Below are 17,426 nucleotides of genomic sequence, written 5' to 3' on the forward strand. Positions count from 1 at the left end.
ATCACGTGAAAATACCGAACCTGTAATTGGCCTGGATGGAAAGCGTTACGAACGCGAACAGCCTCCGAAACCGCCTGCCACGATGAACCATACGGCAGAGAACATCATTGATGCTGAAGTCATCGATGAGGACGAGACAGAAGACTTCGGCCTCGCTTCTACGTCTGGTCTCGAACCCGCCTCCGTGGACCTCACTGAGTCGAGTAATACTCCTGGTCGTGAGCATGTCGTGCGTGCGATCCGGGAACTCCACTACGGAGCAGCGGCACCACTGCCGATGGTGAAGAAACAGTCAAAGCTCCTCGAAGTTGCGTTCAGCGGGGGAGTGTCCGACCTCGCGACTCTCGAAGCAGACAAGGTTGAAGATCTTGGCCGCGATGTCGCCGATGCCCTCGGCGTCCTCTCCGATCTGCTCTCAGCCATGGCAACCCAGCCGGCACCGACGTTCCAGGCCGCGCTAACCCACTCGGACACAGTCGGGTCAATCAAGAAGACCATGACGAACCTCCAAGTCATCGACCGGAGCCGGTCATGATGTTCTTCGCCGCTGACACGGGCAAACCCTCTTTGGAAATGTGGATTAACGAGCAGGTCTTGTCAATCGGCGTTCCAGCGTTCATCGCTCTCTGTACGGCTGCAGCAATCATGTTCGCATTGGCGAAGTATCTGATGGCCCGTCCCTTCGATATTGGTCAAGCGCAGAACCTGACCAACGACGACACATCGTCAACCGATGTGTGGGATGAGGCGGCAGTCGCAGTAACCCGACATAACGCGGCTCAGGCACGGTGGGATCAGTGGCATACGGATCTCGACCTGCTCATCGAGTACCCCGCTATCCACGACGTTGCACACGAGAAATTCGCTGTGCGGATCCTCGATACTGCCGAAGCTGCGAACAGCGAACGCGACTCATGGGAGGCCCAGCCTCACAGCACGAGTCGCCTCCAGGGATACCGCGCGGCTGTCGACGACTTCGACAAGGCACTCTTCGACGGTGAACACCAGGCCAAACTCCTCGGACGCGGACCATCCCTCGACCCGGTGCTGAAACGAGTCATGGACGATGCCGCCCACCTTGTAGAGATCCTGCGTCGTTCCGACACCACAGACGATGACCGCGACCGGACAATGCGTGCACTGTTCAAGGCACTCAAACCCGTTGTCGGAGACCAAGTCGTGAAGATCCCTGAAATCGAACCGTTCGTGATGAAGCAGATCACGACCACGAAGACCAAGTGATTGGAAGACCCATGAAGACCACATCCGTGAAAAAGCCGACCGTTCTTCTGGCAACAGTGATCCTGACCGCCGCATTGGCAGGATGCCAGCCCACCAAGGTCGAGGACGCTCCCGAAGACGAATCCAACGAGACCAACGACCCCTCGGTTGTTGATGAACGAGGCGACGGGCAAGGACTGCACGAAGAACCCATCGTCCTCGAAGACGGGCGGACGATCACCTGCGTCGTCTACGACGGCGACAACGGGCAAGGCGGAGTTTCATGCGACTGGATCGGCCCGGTCGACCAGTGAGAGAGGCAACCATGAATACTGACAACACAGCACTGGCGCACACCACTTCTGACGAAGAAAGAGCGACCTCACCCGTGGAGGATGAGGCCGCCCAGCCAGAGAACCATGCAAGAGCATTTAGCAGAATTCAAAGGCAGAACCAGGGTACACCGAACGAGTCGACTACTGCTGTCAGCACTGGCCCGAAATCGCGAATCAACCCCGATGATCATCGGTTCGTTCGCCTCATCACTATCGGTGTTGCATTCGCTGGTCTCGTTGCCTTTGCGATCAGCTTCGTCGCGCTCATGGAAGTCGCGTCCTGGCTCGGTCTGCCCGAGTGGATGCACTGGGCAGTCCCAGCGTTCATTGACACTGCGATCCTCGTCTACGCCGGATCGATCCTGATTCATAAAACACGTGGCGAGAAGACCTGGCAGTCGTGGGTGCTGTTGGCCGCGTTCACCGGCCTATCCGTGATCGCTAACGTCGCTCACGCGCTCTCATACGGTGATGCTCAGGCAGGTTCATGGCAGGGCATCATCGGAGCTGTCATTGCCGGAATGGTCCCCTTTGCCGTGTTCGCCGCGACCGAGCAGCTCTCCCGAGTCGCCGTCGAGGATCCAATCTCTCGGCGTCGTGAGAGGCAGGCCGAGGCAGAGTGGTTGGCCGAGCAGGCCGAGCGTGAACGTAAACAGCTCGAGGTCGAGGCTGAACGTGAAGCCGCGAGGCAGGACGCTGAGCTGGCACGTGAACAGCACGCCACGAACCTCGAAGTCGTTCGGGCACAAAGAGACGCGCTGGCCTCGCGGGCGGCGCAAGCAGCCGAAGACGGTGAGCAGTTCGCTCTCCCGCGCACCCCATGGCTGGCCAGTGTCCCTACTCCGGAGGAACCAGAGAGAGAACCTGAACGGCCTGTGGCGAAGCCGAAAACGTCCTCGCCCGACATGGACGCGCTGATCGAGTTCATCACTGAACGCGCCGCGCAGGGTGAGGAAACGTCCGGTGCTGATCTCGCGAATGAGTTCGGCTTCAGCGATAAGACCGGACGCCGCCGCCTGTCGGCACTGCGCGAGTCCCATCCCCACATCTTCACAGGAGTCAACGATGCCTGAGAACACTACGACCACGCCCCAAGCGTTTAAAGAGCACATCGCTCATCTGCTCGGAACGAAGACGGTTGTGCCATATCTCTATGCGGGACATGTGGACCACGACGATCCTGCAGCAACTCCCACGGTCAAAAGGATGCAGTGGCCCCGAATCAAGCACCTGCATCCGTTCACCGGCAAACCCTTGATCGCGATCCAGTTGGAGGACGACTCCCGGGTGCTGTTCGCAGCATTCGACCGGTTAGCGTGCACCGACACAGCCTGCGCGACATGTGACTCCATCTGGGAAGACTACCAGTCCGAGATCAACGCCGTGCCCGAAGACGCCAGTATCTCCGGGCTGATGGAAGCAGGGCTCGGCGACCCCGTGATCATCGATGCCCGTGATCTCCCACCAGAAGCATTCGACGAGTCGGATGACTCGACCAGTGATGAGGGTGAGCAATGATGCCATCGTATTTCGACTTTCTGCCTCCACATTGGGTTGGTACTGACTGGCCGACTACGCCGCCGAAAACAACGGAGTCGTTCGGGAACGTCCAGGAGGTGTCCCTGCTGTACCTGGCGGCGCTGTTCGCGGTGGCATTCATCATCTGGTGGATCCTGGCCATGATTGCCCGGTCGAAGACAGGCCGCATTTCCACAAAGCGGCTCCTGGTCCTCATCGGTATGGCCGGCATCGCGGTCACCTTGGCCCTGCTTTCGGGCGAAGGAGGCGTGTCGCCGTGGATCGATGTCGCCATCGTGAATATCGGTTTTGTACCGCTGTTCCTGCTGATCGTGGGTCTGTACATCGCGATGCCGTTTGCGGTGGCCAGTGCAGTCCTCGTCGTGATCGCGCGTTTGATGGTCCGTATCTGGAGCGGCCCGAAGCACGAACGGAACACAAGCGCTGCTGGGCTTTTGAACAAAGGAGAGCAGTCATGATTGATCACCCCACGCACTCGGTGGCGTCGTTAATCGAGTTTCTGCCTGCACATTGGTTCGACGCTGAATGGCTGGGATTGTCACCCACCACAACGCGAATGCTCGGGCACGCACTGCTGTATCTGATTGCGCTGTCGGTATTGGCATACATCATCTGGTGGTTTGTGGACCAGATTGGTCGGTCGAGGAGAGGCCGCATTTCCACGAAGCGGCCAGACATAGCCATTGAGGAGGACGAGCAATGAGCACTGAGAACGACCGCGCTGAACCTGCTGAGCATCGCCCCAGGTGGCCGATGCGCCTTGGCTCTGCCGGGGCAGTGATGGGTAAAGCCGTCAGCGAAGACTTGGCTGGCCGATACCAGCCGGTGACGGTGTATCAACGCAAGTCCTCGAAACTGCGGCAACTGTTAGGCATCGGCGGCTGGTTTGCTGGCGTGAGCTATGTGGTGGCGTATCTGACACAGGCTCCGATTCTCGTCGATGCCATTGAGTGGGTGCGTGAGGCACCGGCAGAACAAGTGGCCGGAGGAACTGTGACCCTCGTGATCTTCTGGGGAACCTGCAAGATCATCGGTCGAGCCATTCGGATTGGTCAGGATCGGCCCTGCCTCGTCTACGTCGCTTCCGGAGACGAAGAGCAGGCGAGGTCGCCGCAGCCCTTGGTCTTCCTCAGGACCGGGACAGACAAAACCCCTGCCGGGTTCGATGCAGAGACGGGTGACCGTGATGACTGACTACCGAGTCAATATCTCAGACACAGAACTCAGAGAGGAGTGATTGGTGATGAAGATCGGTGGATTCATTCTCGTCGCGGTACTAGCCGTCCTGATGACATTGGGCACGCTCAGCGAACTGTACCGAACCGGGCAGTGGTACTTGCAGTGGCTAGACGTGCGGTGGTGGTGGCACTGGATCGCCGTCATCTACACCTGGGGTTCCTCGCTAGTCGACATCAATATCGACTTCCACGGCCCTGAAGGGGAACTCGGAGAGTGATGACGATGACGAAGACACCAGAAGCAAGCGGCGGAGAAATGCCGGGCCAGTTGGATCTTCTCGACGAGATTCCTGGAGAGACCCGAGGAACGAAGAAGTGCGGAGATGAGGGAAAGGACGAAGGCAATGAGCATGCAGTCAGTACCCGGTGACGAAGCCCGAGAGTGGGCGCGTGAACTTGCACGGACCGGCCGTTTTGCGCCCGAGCAGCTGTTTCTGCTGTGGCTGATGACGATGACGGTCAATGACCAGTGGGAATCGGACGAGACGCTCGAAACCCTGAGTGCCGCTGCGGGAATGAGGGTGGAGAACGTTAAGCATCATCTCGAGATCCTCCGCGAAAACAACGCGGTGTCCTGGCACATCCGAGACTACGGGGTGCCCGTAGCTACTCCTTTCAGCCTCAACCGCAGCTTCCCAGAAACAGCGAAGCAATGACCGTGATGACACATCAGAAGACGACTGGAAGGAGGGAAAAGCAATGAGTGTTCAGGCATTGAATTGGGCACGTCAGATGGGTTCCGCTGCGAAACTGCCCCCTGGACAGCTCGTGTTGCTCTGGATGATGGCCGACAGGGCCAACAAACAGTGGGCATGCTGGGACGGCGTGGACACACTGGCCAGGGAAGCGTACCTAAACGAGAAGACAGTTCGGCGGCATCTCCAAGCCCTCGAGGACAAAGGCATCATCACTCGTTACGAACGTCGCGGTGAGTTCAGAGATCCTCGGACTAGAGTCCTGTACTCGAACGTGCGCCTCAGCGATTACATCGTGCTTGAGGAAGAGGCGCTGGCACGCTTTCAAGCTATCGACGACCAGCAGAAGGTCCCAGAGGACCCATTCGAGTCACCGAGCGGAACCATTATTGGCCTTAAAAGCAAGCGTGATATTCGATCCCAGGAACCGGCGGAAACCGATGCGAACAGGGGCGCCGCGACCCAGGCGGACAATTTGTCCGGTAGGTCACGAGGCCAGGAAACACCACTACCGGACAAATTGTCCGGTAGGCACCTCACCCCTGTGGATAACTCGCCGGTAACCGAGAAAACACCACTACCGGGCAATTTGTCCGGTAGAGGGGGTCTACCGGACATTTCGGAGGGGGTCTACCGGACATTTCAGGACGATCCGGGTCAGAGTGGTTCCTTTGAATCGCGCACGCGGAATAAGAACCCACATAAGACCCCTCAGTCGTCGTCTATGAGTTCCAGCGCAACTACAGCCGAGAACATGCCATCGGCGGGAGCCGAGGCAGACCAGAAGACGACGAAGAACGAAAGAGATCCGAGACAGCACGACTCCGAGTCGCACCAGGTCCGGTTCGGTACCTGCCGAGTGTCGAATGCCCGAGGTGAGGTGGACCTGGACAAGCTGGTCGCGCTCGTGGCCGGACACTGGACGGTCACTCTCGACCGTGACCGGGCTGTGTGGCTGGCCGAGGCCATCATCGGTCGGTCGGCTCGCACGGTCGGCTCCCCGGACGCGTTTGTCCGCCGCAGCCTGGTCAACGACGGTCCCGAGTGGCAGGCAGCGGTCATGGACCACTTCGGTGACCGAAGCAACGCTGGCCGGTCAGTCGGCCACAGTTCGAGCGGTGACCGGAAGTGTCCGATCAAGCACCACGCTGATTCTGGCTGGAGTGCCCGGTCATGCCCTGGGTGCCGCAAGCAGTTCGACTTCCCCAAACAGCTCGACCGGGCGACATACGACGCCCTCGATGCCGATGTCCGGTCACTCGTTGACCGGGACCAGACGGTCACAGTCGTGGACATGACCGGCCCGAGTGTCCGGTCACGCGACCGGTCAGACCCGACAGACGACCGGGATGCCGGTTGATGGGGAAGGAAGGACGGCGAACCATGCAAGAGCACGAAGAACCATTCTCTGAACGACAGTTGTTGACCGCAGTCGAGACAGTGGCCAAGCGGACCATCCGGCCAAAGATGTCCGCGATCGGGTTGTCCCGGTGGGCCGAAGACGTTGCCGGTGATGTGATCGTTTCGGCCTGGAAAGCCCGGTCGAGGTTCGACCCCGAGCTGGGTCAGTTGGAGGCATGGATCACGGGCATCGCTCGCAATCGAATGGCCGATCTCATCGACGCTGAGACTCGACGCAATCCGGCTGACTTGGTGTCCGGGCCGAAAGACTCTCCTGCCGCGGTTGAGGAAGTCCTTGACCGGATCGCGGCCTCAGACCCTCGGTCGTGGGGTACGGACATCGCGGTCGTCGTAGCCGAACATTTAGCAACGATGACCTGGCTGCGACCGGTCATCTCGGCGGCAGCATCGGTGATGGAAACTCAAGCATTCATGGTGGGGTTCCTCACCCACCTGAAGTTCGAATCCGATGTGAAGACCGCGTCAACCGCGTTTGGACTCAGCGAACAGCGGGTCCGGGACTGCAAACGACTGTTCGAACTCCACTGCCAAGTGATCAGGACCGCGATCGAGCACAAACGAAGTGTGAGCGGTCGGGGAATACGGATCACGGACCTGATCGAGTGCCTGCCAGGTGCTGACGAGTCCGGGTCATGGACGAGAGAGACCGCTCAGGCGATGAGCTCGTGGAAAGGACCGATTGGTCAGGTACCGGTTGAGCACGTGGTGAAAGTGACGGGATGGGAGAGGAACACGGTACGCCAATACGTATCGACGACGAAGACTCTTCTGGAAGTGGCGCTGGGAGTTCTCAGCGCCAAGGACTCGAAAGGGCAGGCACGATGAGCAAGAAGAACGAGACCGGCAGTCTCAACATCAACCTCGATGAGGCGAGCGAGACCACAAAGACAGGACAGACTGGTACGAGTAACGGCGACAGATACAAGGGTCTGTTCGGTCGGTGGCGGATGCTGCGCGACCGGAACCGGGCAAGGTTCCGCAAATGGTGGAGCTACTACCTGGAGAACGTGGTCCCGATCGAAGACGATGATGCGCCCGAACATCTGCCGAAAATCTTCCACGGACCCGTTGGCCGTTTGTTACTGGCTGGGTGCGGCGTCGTGGCGATGGGCGTGTGGGTGTTCCTGCTGTGGCTGCTGTGGACACTGTGATGGACACGATGCAGGCACGCCAACGAGTACTGAAATACGCTTCTTCCGTGGTGCGAGAGGTCACCTACTACACACCAGAGCGACAGCGAGCTACCGCACTGGGGCCAGTCGGTGAGGTCGAGCTTGAAACACTGAGTCAACGTCCACCCAGGAATGTCCTGTCCACTGCTCGGGAAATGACGTGGACCCCATACGTTCTATCGCCTGATCTGCATATTCCCCTCTTTTGGTTGCTCCCAGGAGCTGTGTTTGTCGGCCTGACCGTGTTTGGACCGTTCTCGTTGTTCGCAGGTGAGGGGGAAGTCCTCAACGGTATCTGGGCAGGAATGGCCAACACTGGAATCAGCGTCTCTGTAGGTGCTGGCCTGTATTTGCTCGAAGCGTGGTTGGCCAAGCGGGAAGCGGCCGGCTGGGCGAAATACGATGCCCTTGGTCCGGACAGCTGGGCGGCACCGTTGATTCCCGACGATGACGTAGACACTGTCGCGGAGCTGATTGTCGAGGTTGAGACAGGAATGGATCGCCTCGCCGCCTGCGGACTATTGACCGACCAATACCAGGCTCAGATAGTTCCGCTGGTCGAAGAAGCGATGCTGTATGCCTCGGACCATCACCGGGCGCAACAGGAACTTATGGAAGCACAGCGACTACTGGCGGGAATCTCCATTGATGCCGTGGACAACGACGATGAATTGCAGCAGCTCGAAGAAGATCGGAAAGCTATCGAGGTGGAAACCAGCACGGCATGCGCGCGGTGGATGAGCACTCGGCGGAAGCTCGAGCACCTTGGCAGAGAGATTCACGAATACGCCGACGTGGGTGAGGCGAAACTCGCGGCAGCGAAGTGGAACGCCGACCACCGAAACAGGAGGAACTAAGACATGGCCTGATCAGACTTACACGGTTCGACGAACACGTGACGGCTGAGACGAACTCACAGGAGTCACGAGAAACCCTCGTGAATACTCAAGCCATCGAATGGGTGACGACGCTGGCTAAAGGCGACCGCATCTACCTGGGCATCAAAAACGTTGGAGAAACCAGGACTCGCCACTATGCGGCGGTCAATGCGATAGGCAACAACACCGGCTACGAAATGAGCGCAGAGCAGGTCCTGAGAGACTTTCAGTCATTCGTTCAATCGGCTGAGGAACGATAATGATGTGGCATGTCAGGCGGCATTGTCGAGACTACAGAATCCAGATTCCCCGTGGCCCCCACGTCGGGCAACGGTTGGTCCACGTCGACGTAGTCCAGTACAGCCCTTTCCCGGCAAAGGCGACCGTGGTGAGGCTGTTGATTGCCGTCGCCGGTATCACCTGTATGGCGGTGTGGCCAGGGTGGGGTGCGGAGGATGTGCCGTGGATAGTCAAACTGATAGCCGTTACCGCGTGTGCCGGTTGGGCTTTCGTGTTCTACCGCGTTCTTCGTGGGAGACGGAAGGTGGCGAAGCAATGGACTGTCCCACCGCAATCGCAGGATCTTCCCGAAACAGTGCTGATGAAAGCCGCAGACTCAGGCGCGCGCGCAGAGCCTGGAATCGAGACTCCGGACGTTGAAGTACGGTCGGCACTTCACCGGCATGGAAGCGGTGTTGCTGCAGAGGCAAGAACAGGATGAGGTGCTGCGGCGTAGCGTTGAGGACCAACTTGAACGGGCACGAGAGGATCTGATCGTCGCGGTCGAGACCGCACAACTCGATCTGGACCTCGAGGACAGATAAGCAAGGTAAGGAGCCACCGCTATGAATGTAAATCGGGACCATCACGCAACCGAGGCCGTGCCGTGGACGCAGACGGTACGTCGCCTCATCGTGACCGCCGGAATTCTACTGAGCTACGTCGCGCTAGCCGGTCTGGTACTGGCGGTTTTCATCTTGGCAGTGAGCGCACTGTTTTGGCTGTTCGAGTAGTTCGCAACTGACCATCTGCCATCAGGGGCGGGTGTTCTCCACACGGAGGACGCCCGCCCCTTTTTTGTGCCCTGACAGACATGTGCTGGCCGGAGAGAGAAACGACTACGACAGTACATACCCACTTTGGAGACTTGGATGCTTGAAGATATCGCTCCACCGTTGACGCAGTTGAACACGGTTGCGGCGTGGTTCCTCGGGTCAGCAATCGCCCTTGCCGTCGTCGGAGCTGTGTGCCTGCTGTTGACCTGGCTGGCCGGGAAGACCTTCTCGATGCAGGACTGGGTGAAGAAGGGCCAGCTCGGGGTGGCGATGTTCTTCCTCGGTGCCATCCTGCTGGGATCCATCGGCGGGGGAGTGCAGTGGTCATCGACGAACTCGAGAACTGAGGGCCTGCTTCCTGAAGCAGCGAAACAGAAAACGATCCGTGTTGACCGGAAAGCCCCGCACTCAAAGTGCACGTCAACAGTATCGATCTCGTCGAAGAAACACCTGAAGGCAAAAAAGGAACAGCCGATGGACGAGAACACGAAGAAGAAGTACATGCCAAGTGAAGCAGAGGCCGGGAAGATGGGCCGCGCTATTCGCGAAATGGGGGCCGATAAGTGGCCTGCCGAAAAGGCGTGGACCAAGTCGCTGGTTTGGGGTTCGAACCTTGGCGATATGCCCAGCAAGGATGACTGGCTGAAAGACCGCGATAAGTACTTCGAGGCGCATGGTCCGATGTACTCCCGTATCCAGTGGCAGCCCGACGGAAAAAAGGGCAACTGCGACAACACCAACTTCCATGCCGCCAAGGGCGCACCAGTTGAGGTGATCTTCTGGGAAACCTTTGTCGGAGATCCGAAAGCAGCCGATGACCAGCAATACGGCTACCGAATGTTCCGCATCCCCGTGAAGTAACACTCCCTATCCTTCCCGGCACCGTGCCGAGAAATCCCTGAAAGGAACCAAGAAAGATGAACGCTGTACACGCTGAAATCATCAACACCAGTCTCGACGTCCTCGCCAAGGGCTACGACCCAGGAATCAAACCACGATTCGATGCCCCCTGGATGGGGTTCTTCCGCACTCTCGGTGGACAGATCATCGGTACGGTCATCGCCTGCCTGGTGATCTTCATGGTCTGCGCGGCTCTCGTGTGGGTGGCCTCGAAGGTCTTCGGCGCCGGGAACGGTCAGACACTGGGTCTGCAGGGCCTGCTCATCGGAGCAGTTGCTGCAGCAATTATCGGCTCCATCGGTGGTGCGGTCATGTACTTCTCCGGAATTCCCCTGTTCCCGTGATCCGACTGCACCGATGAGAGGCCATGATGTATCTAGCTAAGGGCAAGGACTGGGGAGGAATCCTCGACGGTCCTTGGAAAGACTGGGGCGAGTCCCTCCAGGCTTTGATCCAGCAATCCATCGACGGATTCGCAATCGCGTCCTGGGAATTCCTCAAAGGCGCATTCGGAGTCGGTTCATTCACCGCCGACGGCGGGGGATCGGACTGGTGGCTGGCCGTCATCGGCGGCAAGATCGAGGTCTACCAGGGCGGGGTGTACCAGCACACCGTGGAGTATCCCGGAATGCTCAACGTCATGGTCATTGCCATGGTTCCGTTGCTGATTATCTTCCTGTCGATCCAGATCTTCATGTCGATCTATCGCGCATCGACGGCAGGGATGATCCGTGCATTCGCCTCAGCCGTCCTCGCGGTACCGGCAACGTATATCTGCGCCGGGATCGTCTACCTAGGACTGACCGGCACCGACCAACTCACGCAGTGGATCCTCGAGGTCGGCGTCGGCGACACGAGCGGCGATGACGTCGGCGTCGGCGGAATCTTGCGCCTCTTCGGACTCTGGTGGGATCCATCGGCGAACAACAACGCCGGGGGAGTCCAAGTCGATGCGGGCTTCGAGATCTGGGCCATGGCCAACGGCACAGACCAGGTAGGACAGTCGATCCTGCCGTGGCTGGTGGCAGGCGTCATCCTCATCTCCTGCTTGATCCTCATGCTCATGATGCTCTTTCGCACCGTGATCGTTCTAGTCCTGGCGATGTTCACTCCCGTGGGAGTGTTCTCAATGTCGTGGGACGCGGCAAAGGGAATCGCGTCGAAATGGGCGAGCTTGGTAGTGGCTCTTCTCATGGCCAAACCCATCGCGGCGGCGGTCACGAAGTTCGGAATCACGATGGCCTCGATCGGGTCTGACTGGGTTCAAATGGCCGCTGGTGTGGTGTTGGTGCTCATCTCGGCGGCGATGCCGATCGTGATGATCAGCATCATTTCGTTCATGACACCCGACTCAGCGCGAATGCTCGAGCAGACAGCCGGCGGATTCGCCATGGCCGGTCAGCGCCGGGTCTACGGCGGTATCGGGCGAGGAGGCCAGCGAGTGATGCGCAGCAGCACAAGCGCGGTGAGGAAATCATTTGGTGGGGCCTCCAGGGCCGGTCGCCGTCTCTTTACAGGCAGAAGGTGAAAACGATGAGTATGCAAACACTCAACAGTGAAGAAAGCGAATGGGACGGTGCCCGGTTCGGGCGCGAGGAATCGACCGGAGTCGTCTTCGGACTCGACTTCCCTCAGGTTCTGTTCCTCGGAATCGGAATGGTTATCGCCGTGGTCTTCGTCATCGCGGGAGGATTCCCCGGTGGAACCTTGGCAGCGGCGGGAACAGTCGCCGTGTTCGGCGGACTCGGCATTCCACGGGTCTTCGGCAAATCATTCCTCAAATGGGTGCAAGTATTCGTGTCCTCTTGGAGTCGGAAACGCACCGGGCAGAACGAGTTCATGCCCGAAGAAGAAGGCATCGACGTTGTTATCGGTGACGAGGGCGTTCAGCTGATGCCGGAACTCGATGTCATTGACCCGCCGAAGCGCAGTGAAGACACCCCTCGGGATAAGAAAGGTCGCATCGCCCCGCTGAAGCCAGGTCGCCTGCTGTTGCCCGGTGAGTTCGGTGAACTGCTGGTGTACCAGATGCCAGGGGGAGCCGCATTCGCCTATGACCCGACAGCGAAAGAAGGCGTCATTGTCGCCCAAATCTCAACGCATAAAGCCTTTGGCCTCGAATCGTTCGATAACCAAGAAGCACGCTTGCGTGCCTGGGCAGAAGCCGAAGCAACGATCGCCGGTATCGACGGGGTAGTGAGAGTGCAGATGTCGGACCAGACCACGATTGTCTCTGGTGCTGCCGTCCTCGACCACTACGACCACGAAATCAACAACGCTCAAGTCGTCGAAGATCCGGAAACAGGGGAGAGAGTCCACCAAGCCGGTGAGGGCATCGATGAGTTCTTGCACCAGTCACTTGTGGACATGCTCTCAGCGGCTGAGGGCCAACCGGTCCACGGAATGTGGATGTCAATCGTCTTAAGCCAGACGAAACTGGCGAAACGCATTCACTCGTCAGGACGGGGAATCCGTGGCTTCATGGAAACTGCACTCGTGGCAATGGGCGCCATCGAATCGGCCCTGCCAGAGTCAGGAACAGAAGTGGTTCGGTGGCATTCTCCCCGGTCCTTGGCTGCACTGGTGCGATCAGCATTCGACCCGGCGTCGTCGGTCGAGATCTCAGAGCGCGGCGACGACGGTGTAAACGTGTCAGCGGCAGGACCCCAGTACGCCAAAGACTCATTGGCGACGTTCTCATCCGAGAACGCCCTGCATCGGACATTCAAGATCTCGGAGTTCCCCCGTTCTCAGGCACAACTGGGATTCCTCTCCGGGTTCATCTTCTCCGGGGACTTCAGGCACACGGTCAGCGTGTACATGAAACCCCGCGATATTGGTAAGGCGCTGAAGACGAACGAACGGTCCAGGGCCACCTGGGGCACGAACGATACGATCCGGCAGAAGCTGGGCAAGCAGAAGACCCGACGCAATGACCGACAGATCGAGGACCTGGACCAGGAGGAAGAGGAACTCGTGCGCGGGCACGCGGCGTTGAAGATGACGATCCTCATCACGGTCTCGGCGTTCTCGGAAGAAGAAATGGATGCCAACATCTCCGAGTTGAAGACTGCGGCTGCACGCGCGAACTGTGAAGTTCGAGTGAAGTACGGCCAGCAAGACAGTGCGTTCATGGCATCAGCAACTCCTTTGGGCAGGTTGAGTGTGTAATGGCTAAAAAGCAGCATGTATTCGCGTTCATCGACGGAGACAAGAAGACCCGCAAGGAACAGGCCAAGGCAGTACGTACCCTCGGCCTTGAGGCGCAACGACAGTTGGCTGAGGCACAGCCGAAAAAAGACCTCAACGCAGGCTTTCCGAAACGTCGTTGGTCCTCCGGCGGCCAACCACGGAAGAACTCGGGACGCGGCGCGACGATGCTCACCGACGGGGGAGTGAAAGTCGCCGGTCACACTGCGGCCACAGCGTACCCGTACTGTGCGGGTCCGAACCTCGGAGCGTCGGGACCGCCGATTGGTGAAGACCTCTACGGCGGTGGCCTGTTCTGCGCGGACCCGTGGGATCTGTACCGACGCGGCATCATCTCGGGAATGGCGATGTTGCTGTTTGGCACGGTGGGAACGGGAAAGTCGTCGCTGGCGAAGTCATGGACGACTCGGCTGGTGCAGTTCGGGAAGAAGCTCGCTGTAGCCAGTGATCTCAAGGGCGAGTGGACCGAGGTGATTCACCGCCTCAAGGGCAAAGTCATTCAGATCGGCCCCGGCCTCCCAACTCGCCTCAATCCCCTCGAAGAAGGGGTGCGCCCGTCAATTGACCGCATGGGCAACCGCCTGACGGACGAGGGATGGAAGATGATGGTGCGGACCCGTCGTCTCTCGATCCTCACAACGATCGTGAAGATCCTCACTGGACAAGACGATCTCACCCCAGCAGAGAACAATGCGCTGCAGGAGGGTGTCGAAGGTGCGTTGGAGATTGCCGAACGTGCTGGGCGGATGATGATCATTCCCGACGTGATCGATGCGTTGAAGATCGCGGAGAAGAAGGCCCCCGCCAAAATCGCGAGTGCCTGCGAAGATCTGGTGATGTCGCTGGAGAGATTGCTCACCGGCGACGTCGGCGGCATGTTCGACGGACTGTCTACCGTGACTTTCGATTCCGACGTCCCAGCGGTGTCGATCGACACAGCCGCCCTGCGAGGAGCAACCCAGGCTGGACGGCGTGTAGCGTCGGCGTGCTGCGGCACCTGGATCGAAGCGATGGTGACGAACCCAGACGCCGGTCAACGCCTCGTCGTCTATGAAGAGGGATGGGATGCAGTCACGTCTCGGGCCGACCTTGAGCGGATGGTCGAGAACTGGAAACTCGCTCGCGATTACGGCATCTTCAACATCCTCATCCTCCACAAGGTCTCGGACTTGAATATGGCCGGTGATCAAGGATCCCAAATGGCTGCAATGGCGAAGTCGTTGCTGGCTGATGCAGATATCAAGGTCATCTACCGACAGGACGCGGCAGCACTGCGGTCAACGACGGAAGAGCTGGAGCTCAACGACAAAGAGCGACAGATCCTGAAGACCCTGCCCAAAGGCACCGGCCTGTGGCGGATGGGGCAGAAAACGTTCCACGTCAGCAATGACCTCACGGATGAAGAAATTCCGTTGTTCGATACCGACCAACGGTTGAGGGCGGCTGGGGACACTGACGATGATGCCCGGTTCGTCAAGGTTGGGGACCGACGCTTCACCGATTGGGCACACCCAGATGCAGGAAAGGACGTTGCCTGATGGGACTGTTCCAGGAACGCGACAACCAGATGATGGTGTCGACGAAAGGCGACATCATTCTCTACATCGTCGCCACGTGCGTCGGGATTCTCGCGTTGCTTACCGGGCTGGCCATGATGGTCAACCGCCTCGCCTGCGGGGCGTGGGCAACACCGTCAGGAATCTTCGACGTGTTCTCATTCTTCAACACGGGCGACGCCGCCGCATTTGGCACCACCGAGTCAGGTTGCGCAGCATCGACTGCAGCTATCGGCACCGTGTGGGTGATCGCCCTACTCATCATCAGTGGGGGAGTGCTCTTCGGAATCGTGAAGTACCGGGACTATCTCGAGTCGGATGGGTACTTCATCAAGAAGCTGCGCGAACGCCGCGGTGTCGCCAAACGCCGTGAGGTGAGCAAAGCGGTCGGCCCACGTGCGGCGGGTAAGGCCGTCAAGAACGTCAGACCGACAATGGTCGACAAGTCGGTCCAGGCGAAAACACTGCGAGCAGTGGGGCTAGCGAAAATCGCTCCCGAACTCGGCAATATCGAATTCGGACGAAGTGAAGGCATCCAGTCGTGGATTGCCTTGGAAGAATCAATCTGTTTTATCGGCCCTCCACGGTCAGGTAAAGGCGTCAATGTCCTCGTGAAGGCAATCATCGACGCTCCTGGCCCAGTGATCACGACTTCATCTCGTGCGGACAATTACTCGATGACGGCAAGCATGCGTGCTCGCAAAGGCCCGGTGACACTGTTCGACCCGCAGGGATTGACTGGAAAGCCGACGAGCTTGAAGTGGTCTCCGATCACCGGGTGCGAAAGAGGAATCGTCGCAAGCCAGAGAGCAACCTCGTTGATCTCTGCCACCGGATTGAACGACGACTCATCGAACTCTGAGTGGAAACCCGCCGCAGTGACGATCATGCAGTCCCTGCTCCATGCCTGTGCCCTGGACGGGGCCGGCGTCGACCCGCTGATGCGGTGGGGCACGTCCCCGGCAGGCGCGAAAGACGCCGTGAAGATCCTGCGCGACTACGAAGCCATGGGAATGGCTGAGACCGGCTGGGCAGCAAGCCTCGAATCCGAAATCGAGTCAGACCCGAAGATGCGGACGAACAAGTGGTTCGGCGTCGCCAACGCGGTCAGTGGCCTCAGCGTCGGTGCCGTCCGCGAGGTCATGAACCCGAAGGGCAAGGCCGAAGAATTCAACATCGACGAGTTCATCAAGAACTCCGGCACCCTCTACATCATGGGTACTAAAACCGGTGGTTCGTCAGCCGGTGCGTTCCTCGTGGCGATGATGGATGCCATCACCGAACGTGGACGAGAGATCGCAGCCAAACGCGAAGGAAACCGCCTCGATCCTCCAATGGCTCTCGTGCTCGATGAGATCGCCAACATCACCAAAGCCTGGGACGGACTTGTCCCGCTCATGGCCGACGGTGGAGGTGTAGGAATCTGCGTCATGGCCGTGTTCCAGTCCATGGCGCAGGTGCGCAATTCCTGGGGCGAACAAGCTGCGTCAGCACTATTCGACGCGGCAACAGTGAAAATCCAGTTAGGCGGAGCCTCGAACACTCAGGACTTGGAGGTTCTGTCGACGCTAGCGGGAAATCGTGAAGTACTCAGGGCGTCTCGGACTCGGCAGAACGACGGAACGACGGTCTCGGAACAGCTGCATGAGAAGAAGGTCTTCGAAGTCTCGGAGCTGCGGCGACTGCCGTTCGGATGGTCGGTCGTGTTCTTCCGCAACAAGCGTCCGATGCTCATGCACCTGACCCCGTATTGGAAGTCGAAGTACGCCGCCGAAATCAACATGACGAAGAAGCTCTACGCCCAGTCGTTGCTCGAAGATAGCGAGCATGATCGGTGGGAGCACCATCTGGCCTCGGCAACGACGGCAGAGACGGTTCAGGGCGAAGTCGTTGAACCTGACACGGAGGTCGACGAGACGCGGCCGCGAACAGCCGACGATGGGGTGCAGAACAAGCCTGAGCCTCCATCGGTGACGATGTTCTGATTCAGGTGATGAGTGATGAGTCGGCTGAGCCTGACGCGGACAGGGTCAAACGCCTACCAAGCAGGGTATCTGCGATCCCAACAGTGGCACTGGAGGCGGCGCCGGTGGTTCCGCGACCGCCGTGGCTCGGGCTTTGAGCCAGCCTGCCAGGTGTGCGGTGTGCGGCTCGAGGATGCAGGCAGTCTCGATCTGCACCACGTTTCGTATGAGGGTGTGATTG

At 59.0% G+C, this 17,426-nt stretch carries 23 protein-coding genes and 1 pseudogene; all 24 read left to right on the forward strand.

The annotated features are described in order from the left end of the window. The first annotated feature begins 82 nt into the window (after positions 1-82). The 24 genes and pseudogenes from HX613_RS02940 (at position 83) to HX613_RS03050 (ending at position 17,206) form a co-directional block, all read left to right on the forward strand. Positions 83-535 (forward strand): hypothetical protein, encoded by a 453-nt coding sequence (locus tag HX613_RS02940; protein WP_235343994.1) that lies wholly within the window; start codon positions 83-85, stop codon positions 533-535. Beyond that, a complete protein-coding gene (locus HX613_RS02945) occupies positions 532-1,242 on the forward strand; it encodes a hypothetical protein (protein ID WP_235343995.1) in 711 nt (236 codons plus the stop codon). The genes HX613_RS02940 and HX613_RS02945 overlap by 4 nt, the downstream gene beginning before the upstream one ends. Before the next feature lie 11 nt (positions 1,243-1,253). After that, entirely contained in the window at positions 1,254-1,535 is a 282-nt protein-coding gene (locus tag HX613_RS02950) for a hypothetical protein (protein WP_235343996.1), read from the forward strand. 11 nt (positions 1,536-1,546) lie between these two features. After that, a complete protein-coding gene (locus HX613_RS02955; RefSeq protein ID WP_235343997.1) occupies positions 1,547-2,629 on the forward strand; it encodes a DUF2637 domain-containing protein in 1,083 nt (360 codons plus the stop codon). Then, on the forward strand, positions 2,622-3,074 hold the full coding sequence (locus HX613_RS02960) for a hypothetical protein (RefSeq protein ID WP_235343998.1): 453 nt from the start codon (positions 2,622-2,624) through the stop codon (positions 3,072-3,074). The genes HX613_RS02955 and HX613_RS02960 overlap by 8 nt, the downstream gene beginning before the upstream one ends. A gap of 98 nt (positions 3,075-3,172) precedes the next feature. Then, complete coding sequence (locus HX613_RS02965) at positions 3,173-3,553, forward strand: hypothetical protein (protein ID WP_235343999.1); 381 nt, start codon at positions 3,173-3,175, stop codon at positions 3,551-3,553. Beyond that, positions 3,550-3,798, forward strand: a complete 249-nt coding sequence (locus HX613_RS02970; protein WP_235344000.1) for a PspC domain-containing protein — start codon at positions 3,550-3,552, stop codon at positions 3,796-3,798. Before HX613_RS02965 ends, HX613_RS02970 begins: the two co-directional genes overlap by 4 nt. Then, entirely contained in the window at positions 3,795-4,289 is a 495-nt protein-coding gene (locus HX613_RS02975; protein WP_235344001.1) for a hypothetical protein, read from the forward strand. Before HX613_RS02970 ends, HX613_RS02975 begins: the two co-directional genes overlap by 4 nt. A gap of 46 nt (positions 4,290-4,335) precedes the next feature. Beyond that, positions 4,336-4,551: a hypothetical protein gene (locus HX613_RS02980; protein WP_235344002.1), complete on the forward strand. Its 216-nt coding sequence runs from the start codon at positions 4,336-4,338 to the stop codon at positions 4,549-4,551. Positions 4,552-4,556: 5 nt separating this feature from the next. After that, positions 4,557-4,703 carry a hypothetical protein gene (locus HX613_RS02985; RefSeq protein ID WP_235344003.1) on the forward strand — a complete coding sequence of 49 codons (147 nt, stop codon included), beginning with the start codon at positions 4,557-4,559 and terminating at the stop codon, positions 4,701-4,703. After that, a complete protein-coding gene (locus HX613_RS02990) occupies positions 4,678-4,989 on the forward strand; it encodes a hypothetical protein (RefSeq protein ID WP_235344004.1) in 312 nt (103 codons plus the stop codon). The genes HX613_RS02985 and HX613_RS02990 overlap by 26 nt, the downstream gene beginning before the upstream one ends. A gap of 76 nt (positions 4,990-5,065) precedes the next feature. Further along, positions 5,066-5,230, forward strand: a pseudogene (locus HX613_RS22965) (helix-turn-helix domain-containing protein); the annotation flags it as partial. Between the two features lie 522 nt (positions 5,231-5,752). Next, positions 5,753-6,388: a hypothetical protein gene (locus HX613_RS02995; RefSeq protein WP_235344005.1), complete on the forward strand. Its 636-nt coding sequence runs from the start codon at positions 5,753-5,755 to the stop codon at positions 6,386-6,388. 23 nt (positions 6,389-6,411) lie between these two features. Next, complete coding sequence (locus HX613_RS03000) at positions 6,412-7,275, forward strand: sigma factor (protein WP_235344006.1); 864 nt, start codon at positions 6,412-6,414, stop codon at positions 7,273-7,275. Further along, positions 7,272-7,601 carry a hypothetical protein gene (locus HX613_RS03005; RefSeq protein ID WP_235344007.1) on the forward strand — a complete coding sequence of 110 codons (330 nt, stop codon included), beginning with the start codon at positions 7,272-7,274 and terminating at the stop codon, positions 7,599-7,601. The genes HX613_RS03000 and HX613_RS03005 overlap by 4 nt, the downstream gene beginning before the upstream one ends. Continuing rightward, complete coding sequence (locus tag HX613_RS03010) at positions 7,601-8,479, forward strand: hypothetical protein (protein WP_235344008.1); 879 nt, start codon at positions 7,601-7,603, stop codon at positions 8,477-8,479. Before HX613_RS03005 ends, HX613_RS03010 begins: the two co-directional genes overlap by 1 nt. Positions 8,480-8,559: 80 nt before the next feature. Next, positions 8,560-8,760: a hypothetical protein gene (locus HX613_RS03015; protein WP_235344009.1), complete on the forward strand. Its 201-nt coding sequence runs from the start codon at positions 8,560-8,562 to the stop codon at positions 8,758-8,760. Between the two features lie 585 nt (positions 8,761-9,345). Beyond that, on the forward strand, positions 9,346-9,513 hold the full coding sequence (locus HX613_RS03020) for a hypothetical protein (RefSeq protein WP_235344010.1): 168 nt from the start codon (positions 9,346-9,348) through the stop codon (positions 9,511-9,513). A gap of 138 nt (positions 9,514-9,651) precedes the next feature. Continuing rightward, positions 9,652-10,416: a hypothetical protein gene (locus tag HX613_RS03025; protein ID WP_235344011.1), complete on the forward strand. Its 765-nt coding sequence runs from the start codon at positions 9,652-9,654 to the stop codon at positions 10,414-10,416. Between the two features lie 56 nt (positions 10,417-10,472). Next, the gene (locus tag HX613_RS03030) at positions 10,473-10,799 is read left to right on the forward strand and encodes a hypothetical protein (RefSeq protein WP_235344012.1); all 327 of its coding nucleotides are present in this window, start codon (positions 10,473-10,475) and stop codon (positions 10,797-10,799) included. 23 nt (positions 10,800-10,822) lie between these two features. After that, complete coding sequence (locus HX613_RS03035; protein ID WP_235344013.1) at positions 10,823-11,983, forward strand: type IV secretion system protein; 1,161 nt, start codon at positions 10,823-10,825, stop codon at positions 11,981-11,983. Positions 11,984-11,988: 5 nt separating this feature from the next. Next, positions 11,989-13,626 (forward strand): SCO6880 family protein, encoded by a 1,638-nt coding sequence (locus tag HX613_RS03040; RefSeq protein ID WP_235344014.1) that lies wholly within the window; start codon positions 11,989-11,991, stop codon positions 13,624-13,626. Beyond that, positions 13,626-15,203, forward strand: a complete 1,578-nt coding sequence (locus HX613_RS03045; RefSeq protein ID WP_235344015.1) for a conjugal transfer protein TraC — start codon at positions 13,626-13,628, stop codon at positions 15,201-15,203. The genes HX613_RS03040 and HX613_RS03045 overlap by 1 nt, the downstream gene beginning before the upstream one ends. Further along, positions 15,203-17,206 (forward strand): type IV secretory system conjugative DNA transfer family protein, encoded by a 2,004-nt coding sequence (locus HX613_RS03050; RefSeq protein WP_235344016.1) that lies wholly within the window; start codon positions 15,203-15,205, stop codon positions 17,204-17,206. The genes HX613_RS03045 and HX613_RS03050 overlap by 1 nt, the downstream gene beginning before the upstream one ends. Positions 17,207-17,426 lie beyond the last annotated feature (220 nt).

The organism is Brevibacterium sp. UCMA 11754 (assembly GCF_021532275.1).
Taxonomy (GTDB): Bacteria; Actinomycetota; Actinomycetes; order Actinomycetales; family Brevibacteriaceae; genus Brevibacterium.